General features: G+C 62.6%; 20 protein-coding genes. 13 read left to right on the top strand and 7 right to left on the bottom strand.

Going from position 1 to position 15,318, the window contains the following annotated elements; all coding sequences use genetic code 11:
• On the bottom strand, positions 1 to 813 hold an 813-nt coding region (locus AACZ55_RS11230), incomplete at its 3' end, for an FAD-binding oxidoreductase (RefSeq protein WP_339646128.1).
• A gap of 145 nt (positions 814 to 958) precedes the next feature.
• On the opposite strand from AACZ55_RS11230, the gene fabI reads away from it, so the two are divergent.
• The 6 genes from fabI to AACZ55_RS11200 all read left to right on the top strand — a co-directional run bounded on the left by fabI (position 959) and on the right by AACZ55_RS11200 (position 5,552).
• Positions 959 to 1,759 carry an enoyl-ACP reductase FabI gene (gene fabI / locus AACZ55_RS11225; RefSeq protein ID WP_338607503.1) on the top strand — a complete coding sequence of 267 codons (801 nt, stop codon included), beginning with the start codon at positions 959 to 961 and terminating at the stop codon, positions 1,757 to 1,759.
• A gap of 72 nt (positions 1,760 to 1,831) precedes the next feature.
• Positions 1,832 to 2,458 carry a histidine phosphatase family protein gene (locus AACZ55_RS11220; RefSeq protein WP_339646125.1) on the top strand — a complete coding sequence of 209 codons (627 nt, stop codon included), beginning with the start codon at positions 1,832 to 1,834 and terminating at the stop codon, positions 2,456 to 2,458.
• Between the two features lie 28 nt (positions 2,459 to 2,486).
• Positions 2,487 to 2,894, top strand: a complete 408-nt coding sequence (locus AACZ55_RS11215; protein WP_339646132.1) for a group III truncated hemoglobin — start codon at positions 2,487 to 2,489, stop codon at positions 2,892 to 2,894.
• 91 nt (positions 2,895 to 2,985) lie between these two features.
• Positions 2,986 to 4,107: a chorismate synthase gene (gene aroC / locus AACZ55_RS11210; RefSeq protein ID WP_339646123.1), complete on the top strand. Its 1,122-nt coding sequence runs from the start codon at positions 2,986 to 2,988 to the stop codon at positions 4,105 to 4,107.
• Positions 4,107 to 5,189 carry a 3,4-dihydroxy-2-butanone-4-phosphate synthase gene (ribB, locus tag AACZ55_RS11205; RefSeq protein ID WP_339646121.1) on the top strand — a complete coding sequence of 361 codons (1,083 nt, stop codon included), beginning with the start codon at positions 4,107 to 4,109 and terminating at the stop codon, positions 5,187 to 5,189. The genes aroC and ribB overlap by 1 nt, the downstream gene beginning before the upstream one ends.
• 96 nt (positions 5,190 to 5,285) lie before the next feature.
• Entirely contained in the window at positions 5,286 to 5,552 is a 267-nt protein-coding gene (locus AACZ55_RS11200) for a hypothetical protein (protein WP_338607499.1), read from the top strand.
• A gap of 8 nt (positions 5,553 to 5,560) precedes the next feature.
• On the opposite strand, the gene AACZ55_RS11195 is transcribed toward AACZ55_RS11200, so the two are convergent.
• The 4 genes from AACZ55_RS11195 to AACZ55_RS11180 are packed head-to-tail and all read right to left on the bottom strand — an operon-like array spanning position 5,561 to position 8,095.
• A complete protein-coding gene (locus tag AACZ55_RS11195; RefSeq protein WP_339646119.1) occupies positions 5,561 to 6,295 on the bottom strand; it encodes a TlyA family RNA methyltransferase in 735 nt (244 codons plus the stop codon).
• A complete protein-coding gene (locus AACZ55_RS11190; RefSeq protein ID WP_339646117.1) occupies positions 6,292 to 6,879 on the bottom strand; it encodes an SCO family protein in 588 nt (195 codons plus the stop codon). The genes AACZ55_RS11195 and AACZ55_RS11190 overlap by 4 nt, the downstream gene beginning before the upstream one ends.
• Positions 6,880 to 6,894: 15 nt before the next feature.
• Complete coding sequence (locus AACZ55_RS11185) at positions 6,895 to 7,128, bottom strand: exodeoxyribonuclease VII small subunit (RefSeq protein ID WP_338610723.1); 234 nt, start codon at positions 7,126 to 7,128, stop codon at positions 6,895 to 6,897.
• A gap of 16 nt (positions 7,129 to 7,144) precedes the next feature.
• Positions 7,145 to 8,095 (bottom strand): histone deacetylase family protein, encoded by a 951-nt coding sequence (locus tag AACZ55_RS11180; RefSeq protein ID WP_338607496.1) that lies wholly within the window; start codon positions 8,093 to 8,095, stop codon positions 7,145 to 7,147.
• Between the two features lie 70 nt (positions 8,096 to 8,165).
• On the opposite strand from AACZ55_RS11180, the gene AACZ55_RS11175 reads away from it, so the two are divergent.
• Both AACZ55_RS11175 and AACZ55_RS11170 read left to right on the top strand, forming a co-directional pair.
• The gene (locus AACZ55_RS11175; RefSeq protein WP_339646115.1) at positions 8,166 to 9,116 is read left to right on the top strand and encodes an L-threonylcarbamoyladenylate synthase; all 951 of its coding nucleotides are present in this window, start codon (positions 8,166 to 8,168) and stop codon (positions 9,114 to 9,116) included.
• A gap of 11 nt (positions 9,117 to 9,127) precedes the next feature.
• Positions 9,128 to 9,496, top strand: coding sequence for a hypothetical protein (locus AACZ55_RS11170; protein ID WP_339646113.1), 369 nt, complete (start codon positions 9,128 to 9,130; stop codon positions 9,494 to 9,496).
• On the opposite strand, the gene AACZ55_RS11165 is transcribed toward AACZ55_RS11170, so the two are convergent.
• Positions 9,493 to 10,458 carry a J domain-containing protein gene (locus AACZ55_RS11165; RefSeq protein ID WP_339646111.1) on the bottom strand — a complete coding sequence of 322 codons (966 nt, stop codon included), beginning with the start codon at positions 10,456 to 10,458 and terminating at the stop codon, positions 9,493 to 9,495. The genes AACZ55_RS11170 and AACZ55_RS11165 overlap by 4 nt on opposite strands.
• A 172-nt stretch (positions 10,459 to 10,630) precedes the next feature.
• Between AACZ55_RS11165 and pdxH the strand changes: the two genes are divergently transcribed.
• Positions 10,631 to 11,239, top strand: a complete 609-nt coding sequence (gene pdxH / locus AACZ55_RS11160) for a pyridoxamine 5'-phosphate oxidase (protein WP_339646130.1) — start codon at positions 10,631 to 10,633, stop codon at positions 11,237 to 11,239.
• A gap of 4 nt (positions 11,240 to 11,243) precedes the next feature.
• Positions 11,244 to 12,062 (top strand): DUF1499 domain-containing protein, encoded by an 819-nt coding sequence (locus AACZ55_RS11155; RefSeq protein WP_339646109.1) that lies wholly within the window; start codon positions 11,244 to 11,246, stop codon positions 12,060 to 12,062.
• On the opposite strand, the gene AACZ55_RS11150 is transcribed toward AACZ55_RS11155, so the two are convergent.
• Entirely contained in the window at positions 12,024 to 12,950 is a 927-nt protein-coding gene (locus AACZ55_RS11150) for an MBL fold metallo-hydrolase (RefSeq protein ID WP_339646107.1), read from the bottom strand. The two genes, AACZ55_RS11155 and AACZ55_RS11150, sit on opposite strands and share 39 nt — an antisense overlap.
• Positions 12,951 to 13,017: 67 nt before the next feature.
• On the opposite strand from AACZ55_RS11150, the gene AACZ55_RS11145 reads away from it, so the two are divergent.
• From AACZ55_RS11145 to AACZ55_RS11135, 3 genes are all read left to right on the top strand, one after another.
• Complete coding sequence (locus tag AACZ55_RS11145; protein WP_339646105.1) at positions 13,018 to 13,632, top strand: biotin transporter BioY; 615 nt, start codon at positions 13,018 to 13,020, stop codon at positions 13,630 to 13,632.
• A gap of 118 nt (positions 13,633 to 13,750) precedes the next feature.
• Positions 13,751 to 13,915 carry a hypothetical protein gene (locus AACZ55_RS11140; RefSeq protein ID WP_339646103.1) on the top strand — a complete coding sequence of 55 codons (165 nt, stop codon included), beginning with the start codon at positions 13,751 to 13,753 and terminating at the stop codon, positions 13,913 to 13,915.
• Positions 13,915 to 15,249 (top strand): NAD(P)/FAD-dependent oxidoreductase, encoded by a 1,335-nt coding sequence (locus AACZ55_RS11135; RefSeq protein ID WP_339646101.1) that lies wholly within the window; start codon positions 13,915 to 13,917, stop codon positions 15,247 to 15,249. Before AACZ55_RS11140 ends, AACZ55_RS11135 begins: the two co-directional genes overlap by 1 nt.
• Positions 15,250 to 15,318 lie beyond the last annotated feature (69 nt).

Here is a 15,318-nt window from a genome sequence, read left to right as displayed (position 1 = left end):
GATCATCTCGTGCTTGAGCTGAAAATCGATGCCGATGCGCGGCATCAATTCGAACGCCGTCAGCGTATTGCCGGCCCGCGCCCGCAGCAGCGTGAACAGCTCCAGCGCCGCCTTGGGGCTTGCCACGTTTAGTAACGCGGTCTCGTGAGCATCGGGCTTGGGAAAAAGCCTCAGCGTCGCCGCCGTGATGATCCCCAGCGTGCCTTCCGAACCCACCAGAAGGTCTTTGAGATCATAGCCCGTATTGTCCTTGCGTAGCGCACTGAGCCCTTTGTAGATCGACCCATCCGCCATCACGGCCTCGACCCCGATACACAGCTCGCGTGCGTTGCCATAGGAAAGAACCTGCACGCCCCCCGCGTTCGACCCCAGAACGCCCCCGATCCGCGCCGAACCTTGTGAGGCGATATAGAGCGGAAACATCATCCCTGCGCCCTCGGCAATCTCATGGGCCTCCTGCAGCGTCGTGCCCGCATCGAGCGTCATGTGCCCGGCCGCCGCATCGACGTTCCGTACGCCCTTGAGCTTGGAAATCGAGACAATGACCTCGTCGCCGAACAGCGGAACCTGCCCTCCGACCAGCCCGGTGTTTCCGGCCTGCGGGACGATATGCACGCCCACCTCATTGGCCCATTCCATCACCGCCTGCACCTCGGCCACCGTCCGCGGCAGCACCACGGCCTGTGCCTGCTTGTGAAACCGTCGGCGCGGCTCGGAAACATAGCCCGCCATATCGCCGGCCTCGGAAACAACGCTGCTTTCCCCGAGAAGCTGGACAAGGGCCGGAACGATCTGGTCTTTGGAAAGGGTCATCTCTAAAAGTCTTTCTGCAGGCATTTGGGTCAACTATCGCATGGCGGGCAGGGGATTCGCTACCACGCCACACCGCTTCCCACCTTGCCCGTTCCCATCCCCTGTGCCAAAACCACCGGCAACGAAACGATCATCGGAGAACACCATGGCTGGTTTGATGGAAGGCAAGCGCGGGCTCATTATGGGCGTCGCCAACAACCGCTCTATCGCCTACGGCATTGCCAAGGCGCTGCACGCGCAGGGCGCGGAAATGGCCTTCACCTATCAGGGCGAGGCGCTCCATCGCCGCGTCGAACCGATCGCAGCCGAGTTCGGCTCGGATCTGGTCCTGCCATGCGATGTGACCGATCCAGACGCCATGGACGCCGTGTTCAACGTGCTCAAGTCCAAATGGGGCAAGCTCGATTTTCTCGTCCACGCCATCGGTTTCTCCAACAAGGAAGAGCTTGACGGGCGTTATGTCGATACCACACCGGGCAATTTCGCTTTGACCATGAACATCTCGGTGTTCTCGCTCACGGCATTGGCCAAGCGCGCCGAAGCATTGATGGACGATGGCGGCGCCATCCTGACCCTCACCTATTACGGCGCCGAAAAGGTCTTGCCGAACTACAACGTCATGGGTGTCGCCAAGGCTGCGCTCGAGGCCTCGGTGCGTTATCTCGCTTCCGATCTCGGCCCGCAGAATATCCGGGTCAACGCCATTTCCGCCGGCCCGATCAAGACCCTTGCGGCCTCGGGAATTGCCGATTTGCGCGAAATGCTCAAATGGAACGAGGAAAACGCGCCCCTGCGCAAGAACGTCACCATCGACGAAGTCGGCAATTCGGCGCTCTATCTGCTCTCGGATCTCTCGAGCGGGGTCACCGGCGAAATTCATTACGTCGATTCCGGCTACAACATCATCGGCATGAAAGCCATGCCCCAGGATGCGCCCGCCGAATAGCCGGCCAAACAAAACGTCACAGGAGCGCGCTAGCTTGCGCGCTCCTCAAATCTGTCAATGATTGATTCGTCCATGCACCAGGTCACCTGGCCCGATTTCTACTTCGCGCGCCACGGCGAAACCGATTGGAACCGCGAGCGCCGCTATCAGGGCAGCCGCGATATTCCATTGAACGAAACCGGCCGGCGCCAGGCCGATTCCAACGGTCCGCTGTTGCGTTTCCTGCTTGAGGAAGCCGGCAGCGATCCGGCCAAATTCAAATGGTACGCCTCGCCCCTGAGCCGGGCCAGCGAAACCATGGAGCGCATGCGCGCCGCCTTCGACATTCCGCTCCCCGATGTCATTTACGACGAGCGGCTGATCGAAATCTCCTTCGGCAAATTCGAGGGCCTGCTGCACGAGGAAATCGCCCGCGAGCGCGAGGCTCTGGCTCCCGGCCAGCGCGACGCCACATATTGGAATTTCCGCCCTGAAGGCGGCGAGAACTATCAGGACCTCGCCGACCGCCTGCTCGATTTTGCCCAGGGTCTGACCCATCACTCGATCATCGTCGCCCATGGCGGCGTACTGCGTGTCCTGCGCCATCTGGTCGAAGGCGTAACCCGTGGCGAAGTCCTCAACTGGGCCCCGCCCCAGGGCGTCATCGCCCATTTCTCTGCCGGTCGGATGACCCTGCACGCAGCGAAAAAGACGTGGTGAGAAAATCTTGACGGCCGATGACAACCCGCTGACCCGCCCGGGTCCGGCGCACCCCGACATCACCGATCCCGACATCGCCAGGCTGGTTGCGATCTTTTACGCCCGCGCCCGCGAGGATGACATCCTCGGCCCGATCTTTGATCGCGCCGTCCACGACTGGGACGAGCACATCGCCCAGATCACCGATTTCTGGTCTTCGATCATGCTGCGCACCGGTCGCTATTCCGGTCGCCCGCTCAATCCACATTTGCGCCTGCCCATCGAGGCTGAACATTTCGACCGCTGGCTTGCTCTTTTCGAGCAGACCGCCGCCGAAATCTTTACCCCCGAGATCACCCACGAATTCATGATCCGGGCCCGCCGCATCGCCGACAATTTCGAACTGGCCATCGGCACCATGCGCGGCGAAATCCGCTCGCCCCGCCACGCGCGCTAGCGCAAAGGCTCGCGCTCGCTAATCCCATCGAACGATTGACCACGTCCTCGCCGCTGCCTAGAACACCTCCAACATTTCCGGGGCACTTCCCATGAGCGACAATTCCTTCGGCCACCTCTTCCGCTTCACCACCTGGGGTGAGAGTCATGGCCCCGCGCTCGGGGTCGTCGTCGATGGTGTGCCGCCCGACCTTCCCATTTCCGCCGAAATGATCCAGCGCGATCTCGATCGCCGCAAGCCCGGCCAGTCGCGCTACACCACCCAGCGCCGCGAGGCCGACGAGGTCAAAATCCTCTCCGGTGTCTTCGAGGACGAGCGCACCGATGGCCTTCGTACCACCGGCACGCCGATTTCGCTGATGATCGAAAACACCGATCAGCGCTCCAAGGACTATTCGGAAATCCGCGACAAGTTCCGCCCCGGCCACGCCGATTACACCTATTTCCAGAAATACGGCATTCGTGATTATCGTGGCGGTGGCCGCTCCTCGGCCCGCGAGACCGCCGCCCGCGTCGCCGCCGGCGCTGTCGCCAAACTGGTAATCCCCAACGTCACCATCCGCGCCTCGCTGGTCCAGATCGGACCCCACAAGATCGATTACGCCAATTTCGATTGGGAACAGATCGACCAGAACCCCTTCTTCTGCGCCGACCCCAAAGCCGCCGAAACCTGGGCCGCATATCTCGACGGCATCCGCAAGGCCGGCTCGTCCGCCGGGGCCATTGTCGAAGTGGTCGCCGAAGGCGTGCCCGCCGGCTGGGGCGCTCCGATCTATGGCAAACTGTCCGCCGACATCGCTTCGGCCTTCATGTCGATCAACGCCGTCAAGGGTGTCGAGATCGGTGAGGGCATGCACGCCGCCGAATTGACCGGCGAGGAAAACGCCGACCAGATGCGCTCGGACCGCCCGCTGCCAAAATTCCTGTCCAACAAGGCCGGCGGCATCCTCGGCGGCATCTCCAATGGTGATCCCATTGTCGCGCGCTTTGCGGTCAAACCCACAAGTTCTATCCTCACCCCCCGCCAGACCGTGACCACGGAAAACGAGGATGCCGACATTATCACCAAGGGCCGCCATGACCCCTGCGTGGGCATCCGCGCCGTGCCCATCGGCGAAGCGATGATGGCCTGTGTCCTTGCCGACCACATGCTGCGCCACCGTGGCCAGACCGGCCGCGAAGGCGGCATCGGCTTTGGAAGGAACGATCTGTAATGATCTCTGAATCCGACACACGCGTCGAGGCCGCGCTGGAGGCCATGAAGCGTGGCCAGATGGTCGTTGTGATCGACGACCACGATCGGGAAGGCGAGGGCGACATCATAGCTGCCGCGTCCACCATCACGCCCGAGCAGATGGCCTTCATCGTCCGCCACACCTCCGGCATCGTGTGCGCGCCGATCACCGGTGAGCGCGCCCAGAAACTGCGCCTCGATCCGATGGTCGCCTCAAACGACTCCGCCCATACGACGGCCTTCACCGTCACCATCGATTTCAAGCACGGCACCACCACCGGCATTTCCGCCGAGGACCGCACGGCCACCGTGCGCGCGCTGACCAATGGCAATGTGGCTGCCGAGGATTTTTCCCGCCCCGGCCACATCTTCCCGCTCATCGCCCGGCGCGGCGGCGTCCTCATGCGCTCGGGCCACACCGAGGCGGCAGTCGATCTTTGCAGGCTTGCCGATCTGCCCGATGTCGGAGTGATCTGTGAGCTGGTCAATGACGACGGCACCGTCACCCGCGGCCAGCAGGTCGCCGATTTTGCCGCGGCCCACGATTTGCCGCTGATCTCGGTCGCCGATCTCATTGCTTACCGCCAGCGCCGCGAAAAGCTCGTCGAGCGCGTCGCCACCTTCGAGATCGACACCGCCGCCGGCCGCGCCATCGCCTACGCCTATTCGACCCCATTCGACCGCGTCCAACACCTTGCGCTGGTGTTCGGCGACGTGGGGCAGGGGGTGCCCGTCAACGTCCGCCTTCAGCGCGAGGATATCGTCACCGACGTTTTCGGTAGCGCGGAAAAACTCAACGCATCGATCGCTGCCCTGGCCGAAACCGGCGGCGTGTTGGTCTATCTGCGCGAGGGTAATGCCGGTGTTGCCTATGACAGGGCGGCGGCTGAAGCCGAACGCGAAGACCATGGCTCGGCTCGAGATCGCGATGCAGAGTGGCGCGAAGTCGGCCTCGGCGCCCAGATTTTGCGCGATCTCGGAATCTCCGCCATCAAGCCCATGTCCTCGCGCTCTCGCCGCTATGTCGGGCTCGAAGCCTTCGGCATCACCATTTCCGATTAGAGGGCGTTGCTTGCGGCGGTGCTGGCCGCCGTCATCAATCTGTGGCCGATAGCGGCTAAGGATGGCCCGAGTGCTCAGGATCGGGAGACAGCTTGTATGTGGAGGATCGTCACGATTCCCCTCGCGCTTGTTCTCCTGATTGCCGGAGCCATTCTGGCGCCAACCCCGATCCCGGTCGGCGTGCCAATGATGGCCCTTGCCCTCTTCCTGCTGATCGGCAGCTCCAAATTTGCCCTGCGCTCGGTTCGCCGCCTGCGCCGCCGCTGGAAGGGGTTCGATCAGGCACTCACCCTTCTCGAGGCGCGCACCGCGGGCACCATCGCCCGCACCTTCAGGCGCTCCCGTCCGCACCGCCCCGGCTAAACCAGCGCTCAGCGCCGACGAAACCCGGCCAGGAATTCACCATTCCCGTCACCGCCTTTGATCGGCGATGGCCACAGTCCCGCCCGCTGCCAGCCCAGCCCGTCCATATGGGCAAGCACGGCCTCTATGGCCATGTCCACATGCGGCCCGGGCACCACGATCCCCCCCTTGCCGACATGATCGCGTCCCACCTCGAATTGCGGTTTGATCAGCAAAAGAGCCTTCGCACCCGGCGCACACAGCGCCGATGGCGCATCGATGATCTTGATCAGCGACACAAAGCTCACATCGGACACCAGGAAATCGATCGGCTCGGCGATCATCTCCGCCGTAACGTCGCGGGCATTTAGCCCTTCGAGCGACACCAGATTGGAGAGCCCGGCAACATCGCTATGCAACTGTCCATGCCCGACATCGACAGCATAGATTTTCTGCGCGCCACGTTCGGCCAGCACCTGGCTGAACCCGCCCGTCGAAGCCCCCAGATCGAGACAGATTTTGCCTTCGGGATCGAAGCCGCTTTTCTCCAGTCCCTCGGCCAGCTTGAGCGCCGCGCGCGAAACATAGTGTGATGCAGGATCGTTCAGCGCGACCGCGTCGCCCTCACCCACAAGCTGGCTCGGCTTGCTGGCCAGAACGCCGTTGACGCTCACTGTGCCACGCAGAATGGCGTCACGCGCTCTTGCTCTCGATTGAGCAAGCCCGCGCTGTTCGAGCGCGATGTCGAGCCTTATCCGGCTCATGACGCCGTGAGGCGCCTCACCTTGTCGAGCGCTGTCTGGCTGTCCTCGCCCCAGGCGATCGTACCGAAAAAATCGCCTTCCGCATCGATCATGAACACCGACGCTGTATGATTGACCAGATAGTCGGTCGAGCCCTCGGCATCCACCTTTTCGGAAAACACCCCATAAGAGCGCTTGATCTGCTCGGTCTGGCTTTCGTTGCCCACCAGGCCCATCACGTCGGGTCCGAAATTGGACAGATATTCGCGCGTATGCTCGATGGTATCGCGCTCGGGGTCCACCGAAACGAAAATGATCCGCAACTCGTCATCCTCGAGCCCCAGCGTCTGTTTCCACCCAGTCGCTTCGGCAAGCGTTGTGGGGCAAACGTCCGGGCAAAAAGTGTACCCGAAAAACATCAGCGTCGGCGTGCCGAGCAGATCGTCTTCGGTGAAGGTTTCACCCGTCGATGTCGCAACCATCTCGAACGGCCCGCCAAACATCGCACCGGAGGGCTGAATGGGCTTTGTGAAATAGATGACAGTGGCCGAAACCGCCGCAAGCGCCACAAGGGCCCACAAAACGATGCGCACTTTTCCCAGCACGGCGAAATTCCTGACCTATTGATCCAGCGGCTCGACGCCTGTGGGCGTGCCGTCCTTGGCCAGCGTGATCTTTTCGATCCGCGCCTCTGCCTGCTTGAGCAGGGCTTCGCAATGGCGCTTGAGCGCTTCGCCGCGCTCATAGATCGCAATCGATTCCTGCAGGGGCGCCTTGCCGCCTTCGAGCTGCGCGACGATCTTTTCAAGTTCGTCCAGCGCCGCTTCAAAGCTCATTTCGGCGATCTCGGTCATTACTGCCCCTTCGTCTTTAATCGTCATAATCGGGTCCGGCTTCGCCGGTCAGCAGCATGCCTACATGCGCCGACACCCCCGAGGCAAGCCCGCCCAGATCGTAGCCGCCTTCGAGCATCGAGACCAAACGGTTTGAGCAGCGCTTCTCGGCAATGTCCATCAACTTTCCCGTGAGCCACGCGTAATCGGCACCCACCCATTCGAGCTGCGCAAGCGGATCGCGCCGCTCCGCGTCAAAGCCCGCCGAAACCAGAATCAGGTCCGGCGCAAAATTGTCGAGCGCCGGCAATATCTGCTCTTTATACGCCGCCCGCATCTCCTGACCGCCGCTTCCCGCTTCAAGCGCTGCATTGACGATGTTGCCGACACCTCTCTCATGGGGCGCTCCCGTTCCCGGATACAGCGGCATCTGGTGGGAGGAGGCGTAAAAGACCGAGGGGTCGTCGGCAAAAATGTCTTGAGTGCCATTGCCGTGATGCACGTCGAAATCGATGATCGCCACGCGCTCGGCTCCATAAAGCCGCTGCGCCTGTCGCGCCGCGATGGCGATGGTGTTGACCAGGCAGAACCCCATGGACCGGTCGCGCTCGGCATGATGTCCGGGCGGTCGCGCCAGAATGAATGCGTTATGCGCCTCGCCCAGAATAACCGCTTCAATGCCTCGCAACACCCCGCCCAATGCCGTCGCCGATGCCTCGAGGCTCCGCGCGGAGACGAAAGTGTCCGGATCGATCTGCCCGATCCCTTCGGCCGGCCGGATGGCCCGGATCGTGTCCATGACCTTTGGGCTGTGGACCAACTCGGCCAATTCGAGATCGCCCGGGGCAGCCATCTCGCGCATCAGGGCTCCAAACCGGGGATGGTCGAGCGCCCTGGCCGCCGCTTCGATCCGCTCCTGCCGCTCGGCATGGCCGCTCGGCGTCGCGTGCGCGGACCCGTTTGTCTGGCTGATCAGAAGGGTGGTCATTTCGTCGGGATCTATGCCTCGGCTGTTGCCTCTTCTTGACGCGGCACCGGGCGCTTGTCAAACAACCTCGATGAACTCAGCGCCCGCCGATCCCCAGACCGTTGCCGATGCCGCAGCCCTGCTGCAACGGGGGGACCTTTGCGCCTTCGCGACGGAAACGGTCTATGGCCTGGGCGCCGACGCCACCAATTCCGGTGCTGTCCTCAAGATCTACGAAACCAAGGGCCGCCCGCGTTTCAATCCGCTCATTTCCCATTGCGCCGATATGGAGATGGCCGAGCGTTTCGGGAACTTTTCCCCACTCGCCCGCCGTCTCGCCGACGCCTTCTGGCCCGGCCCTTTAACGCTGGTCGTTCCCCTCAAGCCCGACGCGGGCCTTTCCGACCTCGTCACCGCCGGTCTCGATACCGTCGGCCTGCGCGTCCCTGCCCATCCCATGGCCCGCGACTTGATCGCCACCCTTGGCCGCCCCGTCGCCGCCCCCTCGGCCAATCCCTCGGGCAAACTCTCGCCCACAACGGCAAGCCACGTCCGCGCGGCCTTTTCCGGAGCGGTTCCGGTTCTCGACGGCGGCTCCTGTCAAAACGGCCTGGAATCCACGATCATTGCCATTGTTGGCGATACGGTCACCCAGCTTCGCGCCGGTGCCCTTGCGCGCGAGGATGTCGAGGCCCTTCTCGGTCATCCCATTGCGCTCGCCGCCCCAAATGCCGCAATCACCGCGCCGGGCATGCTCAAAAGCCACTATGCTCCCAACGCCGCCCTCCGCCTCGAAGTCACAGCGCCCGAGCCCGGCGAGGCCTACCTCGTTTTCGGCCCGGCTCCTGCCCATGACGGTCCGGTCCTCAATCTTTCGGAATCGGCCGATCTGCGCGAAGCGGCGCAAAACCTCTTCTCCCATCTTGCCCGGCTCGATGCATCCGGGGCAAAATCGATTGCCGTCGCGCCCATTCCTCATACCGGCCTGGGCGAAGCGATCAACGACCGTCTCGAACGCGCCGCCGCGCCCCGCAACCGATAGGGGAACCCGCAATGGAAACCAAAATCACCTTGAGTGGCGAGTGTGGCAACTCGCCCAAGAACGCCTTTGCCGAAAAAGTCGCGGTCGCGGTGCTGACTTCAGACTCCCAGATGCTGACGCAAGCGCTCTCCGGCGATTGTGTCGCGACATTTCCCGATGGCCGGGAGGCAAAGGGCGTCGAAGCCGTGCTCGCGGCAATCGCCGACCTCGGCGCCACTCCCGAAGCCCTCACGATAACCCATGCCATCACCCACGGACGGGTCGGTGCGGTCAATGGCACCATCGTCCGGGCCGGAAAATCCGTCGGCTTCGCACTCTTTCTCGATTTCAAAAACGCAAAGGCGGACAGCATTGCCGCCATCAGCCTGTATCGCGACTAATCGCGAACCTTATAGGGTTTCTGGTCCTTCCAGAACCGCATCAGGCTCTCGAGATCGGGGTCGCCGCCCTTGGGTAAGACGATCCTCAGATTGACGTAGAGATCGCCCTTGCCGAACAGCCCCTTGCCCTTGAGCCGCATCGCCTTGGCCGTATCAGGCCCCGGCGGCAGATTGAGTTCAACCGCGCCATCGAGCGTCGGCACGCGCACCTTGGCGCCCAGCACCGCTTCATAAAGGGTTATCGGCACATCGACCCGCAGATCGTGCCCGTCCTTGCGGAATTGCTTGTGCCTGGCAAACTTGATCGTCACCAGCGCATCGCCCGGCTGCCCGGTCAGCGGTGAAGGCCGGCCCTGGCCGCGCAGCCGCACCTGCTGGCCCTCTTCGAGCGGGGAGGGGAGTTTGACCGAAACCGTCTTGCCCGAGGGCAGGGTGACCGGCACCGAGCCGCCCTTATGGGCATCTTCCAGCGACACGGCCAGATTGACCACAACGTCTTCGCCCTTGGCCGAACCCGAAGCACCCGTCGTTGCCCCGGTAAACGGGTCCCAGCTCGCGCCGCCGGCACCAGCACCCGCGCCGAAAGGATTGCCGCCCGGCCCGCGTCGCGTGCCGCCAAACCCGCTCATGAATTCCTTTAAGATATCCTCGGCGTTGAACCCGCCCGCTCCGGCCCCGGCGCCAGGACGCCCGCCGCGCATGCCCGACGAATCGAACCCGCCGAACCCGCCAAATTTGGGATGGCCGTCCGCATCGATCTCGCCACGGTCATATTGCGCCCGCTTGGTCTTGTCCGACAGCAGGTCGTAGGCCGCCGTCGCCTCGGCAAATTTTTCGTGCGCCGCCTTGTCGTCCGGATTCTGATCCGGGTGAAAAGTCTTGGCCAGCTTGCGGTAGGCGCTCTTGATCTCCTTTTCGCTGGCGCTCTTTGGCACTCCGAGCACTGTATAGGGGTCGCGCATTCGCTTTGTTACACCTTGAAAGGGCGCTCCGGCTTGTGATCCGGCAGCGCCACGTCCTTTCGATCCACGATTTGCGGGCATTGAAGCACCGCAGCTTTGCGTTCTATATGGCCACGGCCCCTCATAATGTCCAGACGGGATGGATTCTGCCGTGACGGCTTCGCTCACTGATCTGCTGTTCGACGATGCCTATGACGGCGCCATCGACCCCCTCGAACTCTTCCCTCACTGGCTCGAAGAGGCCCGCGAGACCGAGCCCAACGATCCCAACGCCATGGCGCTTGCAAGCGTCGATGAAACCGGCATGCCCGACCTGCGCATGGTGCTGCTCAACGGCTATTCGCATCAGGGGTTTGTCTTTTTTACCAATTTCGAATCGGCCAAGGGCCGCGAACTGCTCGCAAATCCCAGGGCGGCTCTGCTGTTTCACTGGAAGAGCCTGCGCCGCCAGGTTCGCGTCCGCGGCCCGGTCCAACAGGTGCCACACTCGGATGCCGACGCCTATTTCGCCTCCCGCCCGGCCCAGTCGCGCATCGGGGCACACGCATCCGATCAGTCCCGACCGCTGGAAAGTCGCAATGTGCTTGTCGAGCGCGTCGCGACGCTGACCGAAAAATTTGCCGATGGCGAAATCGGACGCCCCGCCCATTGGTCGGGTTTCCGGGTGATGCCGCTCCAGATCGAGTTCTGGAAAGACGGCGCCTTCCGGCTTCACGACCGGGTGGTGTTCACGCGCCCCGATCCCGAGTCCGACTGGTCCCGCACGCGGCTTTTCCCGTAACGCCATGCGCATCCTCGTCCGCACCTCGAAACTGGCGATCTGGGCACGTCGGCTGGCGCTGTTTTCTGCCGCCCTGATTCTGATTTCGACCGGCCTGCATTTTTTCGGCCAGATTGCCGCCGATGTCTTTGAAATCAGCCTTTTGATCGGCACCGTGTCGGCCGGCGCGGCGTTTCTGATCGGCATGGCCGCCTATGTCGTTCTCTGGTTTACCGGCGACAGGGGCTGGGCCCCGGCCAGCGTCGGCTTCCTGCTCGGCCTTTTGTGTCTGGCCCCGGCCGGCATCGTTCTGGCCCTGAGCGAATTTTATCCCTCGACAGCCGATGTCACGACAGCCCTGGGCGCCCCACCGCAACTTCTCGAGGCCCAACCCAACGAATCCGGGATCGATCCGGAAACGGTTCTGGCCTCGTTTCCAAATCTCATCACCCGCGCCTATCAGATTCCGCCCCAGGAGCTCTTTTCGCTCGGCCAGTCGCTGGTGCGCGCCAATGGCTGGGAAATTCTGACCGCAACGCCTCCCACCGAAACCAGCACCGGCCAGCTCAATGCGCTGCGCCGCTCCCTGCTGGGGTTCGAAAACGAGATTGCGTTTCGCGTCTCACCCAATCCCATCGGGTCGCTGATCGATTTGCGGGCCGCCTCGCTTGATCCGGTCTATCACGATCTCGGCGACAATGGCCGCGCCATCGAGGCGTTTCTTCTCGCGCTCGATGACAGGGTTTCAACCTATATCCAGGATAATATGGCCCAACCCGTTCCCGAGGAACCGCCCGTGCCCGAGTCAGACCTGGCCCCCGACGCGCAGCCTGATGCCCAATAGCGTACGCCGCAACTCGATTTCCCCACGCGCCGCAAGGTACTCGGCGTGCGAGAGCAAAGTCCGTTTGCCGGCCATCGCAAATCGGCCCGCAAGCTGGGGATAGATTTCCCGTGCTGCCGCCGAAAGGGTGGTCGGCCCACGCCGCACCACCTCGAGCAACTGCCCGTTGCGCATCAGCCGATGCGCCTTGAGTGCGTGTGCAAATGCGCGTCCATCGGCGATTTCGCCGCCATGTCCCGGCAGATAGCGGGTCTGGGGCAGGGCAATGACAGTGTCCAGCGATGCCAGATAGTCCCCCAGATCCCCGTCAGGCGCCGCCACCACCGTCGAGTTCCACCCCATCACATGGTCACCCATCAGGACCGCATCCCCACCCTCGACCGCAAACGCGAGATGATTGGCGCAATGGCCCGGCGTGGCAACGACGCGGAGCCTTACCGCATCGATCTCGACAATCTCTCCATCGCCCAGAACCTTATCCGGTTTGAGCGCGAAATCGCCCGACCGGCCGAACGGATTGAACTCGAACGGCTTGAGCGGCCGCGATAGCCTGTGCGGCCCGTTCGACCACAACGGAGCACCCGTTTGTGCCATCAGCCGCCGCGCCAGCCCGCTATGGTCACGATGGGTGTGGGTCACAATCACCGCAACCACCTTGCGGCCGGCGATGGCCTTCATCAGCGCGTCGAAATGGGCATCGTCGTTCGGCCCCGGATCGAGCACGGCAATCTGATCCTCCCCGATCAGAAAACTGTTGGTCCCCGTAAACGTATAGGCGCTCGCATTGGGCGCTGTGATCCGCACGATAGCTGGCGCCACGCCCACCGCCTCACCGGTGTGGGGGTCGAACGCGCGGTCATAGGGTGGGGAGGCGGAACTTGCGGGCATTGCGCGCGGTGCCATGTGTGGTTAGAACGATGGTCTCTGCTTCGGCTTTAACGCAAAGGGACAAGTTATGGCCACGACTTTTGCCACTTCCAACACGCTTCTCGGTCTTTATCAGCCCAAGTCGCAGGCTGCGCGCGTCGCTTCTGCGGTCGCTGTCGCCTTTATCGGTTCTGTGCTCATCACCATGGCCGCCAAGGTCAACGTGCCGGTCTGGCCGGTGCCTGTCACTCTCCAGTCCATGGCCATCGCGATGATCGCCGGCGCCTTCGGCTTCCGTATGGCGACGGCCACCGTCGGCCTCTATCTCGCACAGGGCGCCATGGGCCTTCCGGTCTTTGCCGGCGCCTTTGCGGGCATGCCCTATCTGTTTGGCCCGACCGGCGGCTTTTTGATCGGCTTCCTTGTTATGGCCGCCATCATCGGCTGGCTGGCCGATCGTGGCGCGATGCGCAACGTCTTTACCGGCTTTACCGCCATGCTGGCCGGCAATGTCGTGATGTTTGTCATCGGTTTTGTCTGGCTGTTGACCATGGCTGGTCAGGCCGCATGGATCGATCAGTCCAATGCACTGCTTTCCGCCTTCCAGGGGGCCGTCCAGCCCTTCATCGTATGGGATATCGTCAAGATGGCCTTTGCCGCTTTGACCGTGGTTGGCGGTTGGTCGCTGCTGCAGCGCAAGTAAGGCGCTTTCCACCTGATATGATCGTGAAGGGCCAGTCCAGCGACTGGCCCTTTGTTTTTGCAACTCTCACGGGCGGCAGACGTTCTCTTTTGATGTGCAGTATTGAAAGGAGAACGAAATGGAAGCCTTCCCCTGGCTTTTTGCCGTTTTGGGCGGCGCCGTCATTCTCGCTCTAGTCATCGCCTATGGCGCAATCAGATCGTCAAAGGCCACGACGCGCCAGAAAGATGCCGCCGAACGTGGCGCACACGATATCTATCACAAGGATGAGAGCAAGAGCTGATGGCGGGTGAGGGCCGTGTTGTCATCGTCGGGGCCGGTTTCGGCGGGTTAAGCGCTGCCAAGACTCTCGCCCGGGCCGGTGTCCCCTTCACCATCATCGACAGGCGCAACCACCATCTGTTCCAGCCCTTGCTCTATCAGGTGGCAACCGCCGCTCTGTCACCCGCGGAAATCGCGGTCCCCATCCGGGCCGTGCTCTCGCCGGGAAAAGGCGGCTCCGTCGAAATTCTCATGGAAGAGATCGAGGGCATCGATACCGCGCGCCGCGTCGTAAAAGCGGTGGGCGGTGATGAAATCGCCTATAGCCAATTGATCCTGGCCACGGGATCGTCCTTCACCTATTTCGGCAAGGAGGATGAATGGCAGCCCTTTGCCCCTGCGCTCAAATCAATCGATGACGCCCTCAACATCCGTCGCCGGGTCCTTCTGGCCTTCGAGCGCGCCGAGACCACCGACAACCCGGAACTGCGCAGGCGCCTGATGACCTTCGTCGTCATCGGCGGCGGCCCCACCGGTGTGGAAACCGCCGGCGCTCTTGCCGATCTGGCCAAGGCAACCCTGGCAAAGGATTTCACCAATATCGACCCACGCGACACCCGCGTCGTCCTCGTCGAGGCCGTCGATACCCTGCTCAATGCCTATCCTGCCCATCTGGGCGCCTATACGGTGGGCAAACTAACCGATCTGGGCGTCGAGGTGCACACCAATTCCCCCGTCGAACGCATCGACGAAAACGGAGTTCTGGCCGGCGACGATTTCATCGAAACCTCCAACATCTTCTGGTGCGCCGGTGTCGAGGCAACCCCTGTCGGCAAATGGTTGGGTCTGAAAACCAATAAGAACGGCACAGTTCCCGTCGCTCCCGATCTCACCATCCCCGATCTGCCCGGCGTATTCGTCATCGGCGATGCGGCATCGGTCGAAGGCGAGGACGGCAAGCCGCTTCCCGCCCTGGCACCGGTCGCCAAGCAACAGGGCCAATATGTCGCCGAAGCGATTATCCGCGCGCAACAGGGCCAAAGCCCGCAATACCCGTTCCGTTACCGCGACTGGGGCACCATGGCGACCATCGGCCGCTCCGCTGCCGTTGGCAAATTCGGCAAAATCGAACTGACCGGCTTTGCCGCCTGGATGCTGTGGGGCGCGGTCCACATCGCCTATCTCGTGGGCTTCCGCAACCGCATAAACGTCCTGGTCAACTGGCTCTGGCACTGGCTAACCTACGCCAAGGGCGCCCGCCTGATCACCGGCCCCGACCAGGCCGCCACCCGTGCCCTTGACAACCCCAAAGCCGTCGACGAAGAACTCGACAAGACGGTCAACGCGCGGGATTGAGAACGCCGGCGAACAAAGGAAAAGCCGGGACCGCAAGGTCCCGGCTTTATTGGTCGGAGTAGGGTGATT

It is taken from the genome of uncultured Pelagibacterium sp. (assembly GCF_963972885.1).
In the GTDB taxonomy this organism is placed as follows: Bacteria; Pseudomonadota; Alphaproteobacteria; order Rhizobiales; family Devosiaceae; genus Pelagibacterium; species Pelagibacterium nitratireducens.
The sequence above is the reverse complement of the archived record's forward strand: the minus strand, read 5'-3'. Positions and strand labels throughout refer to the sequence as shown.

Excerpts from the sequence above, each read along its gene's own strand:
- fabI (WP_338607503.1), top strand. The coding sequence starts at position 959 with ATGGCTGGTTTGATGGAAGGCAAGCGCGGGCTCATTATGGGCGTCGCC.
- AACZ55_RS11220 (WP_339646125.1), top strand. The coding sequence starts at position 1,832 with ATGCACCAGGTCACCTGGCCCGATTTCTACTTCGCGCGCCACGGCGAA.
- aroC (WP_339646123.1), top strand. The coding sequence starts at position 2,986 with ATGAGCGACAATTCCTTCGGCCACCTCTTCCGCTTCACCACCTGGGGT.
- ribB (WP_339646121.1), top strand. The coding sequence starts at position 4,107 with ATGATCTCTGAATCCGACACACGCGTCGAGGCCGCGCTGGAGGCCATG.
- AACZ55_RS11200 (WP_338607499.1), top strand. The coding sequence starts at position 5,286 with ATGTGGAGGATCGTCACGATTCCCCTCGCGCTTGTTCTCCTGATTGCC.
- AACZ55_RS11195 (WP_339646119.1), bottom strand. The coding sequence starts at position 6,295 with ATGAGCCGGATAAGGCTCGACATCGCGCTCGAACAGCGCGGGCTTGCT.
- AACZ55_RS11185 (WP_338610723.1), bottom strand. The coding sequence starts at position 7,128 with ATGACCGAGATCGCCGAAATGAGCTTTGAAGCGGCGCTGGACGAACTT.
- AACZ55_RS11180 (WP_338607496.1), bottom strand. The coding sequence starts at position 8,095 with ATGACCACCCTTCTGATCAGCCAGACAAACGGGTCCGCGCACGCGACG.
- AACZ55_RS11175 (WP_339646115.1), top strand. The coding sequence starts at position 8,166 with ATGAACTCAGCGCCCGCCGATCCCCAGACCGTTGCCGATGCCGCAGCC.
- AACZ55_RS11170 (WP_339646113.1), top strand. The coding sequence starts at position 9,128 with ATGGAAACCAAAATCACCTTGAGTGGCGAGTGTGGCAACTCGCCCAAG.
- AACZ55_RS11165 (WP_339646111.1), bottom strand. The coding sequence starts at position 10,458 with ATGCGCGACCCCTATACAGTGCTCGGAGTGCCAAAGAGCGCCAGCGAA.
- AACZ55_RS11155 (WP_339646109.1), top strand. The coding sequence starts at position 11,244 with ATGCGCATCCTCGTCCGCACCTCGAAACTGGCGATCTGGGCACGTCGG.
- AACZ55_RS11150 (WP_339646107.1), bottom strand. The coding sequence starts at position 12,950 with ATGCCCGCAAGTTCCGCCTCCCCACCCTATGACCGCGCGTTCGACCCC.
- AACZ55_RS11145 (WP_339646105.1), top strand. The coding sequence starts at position 13,018 with ATGGCCACGACTTTTGCCACTTCCAACACGCTTCTCGGTCTTTATCAG.
- AACZ55_RS11140 (WP_339646103.1), top strand. The coding sequence starts at position 13,751 with ATGGAAGCCTTCCCCTGGCTTTTTGCCGTTTTGGGCGGCGCCGTCATT.
- AACZ55_RS11135 (WP_339646101.1), top strand. The coding sequence starts at position 13,915 with ATGGCGGGTGAGGGCCGTGTTGTCATCGTCGGGGCCGGTTTCGGCGGG.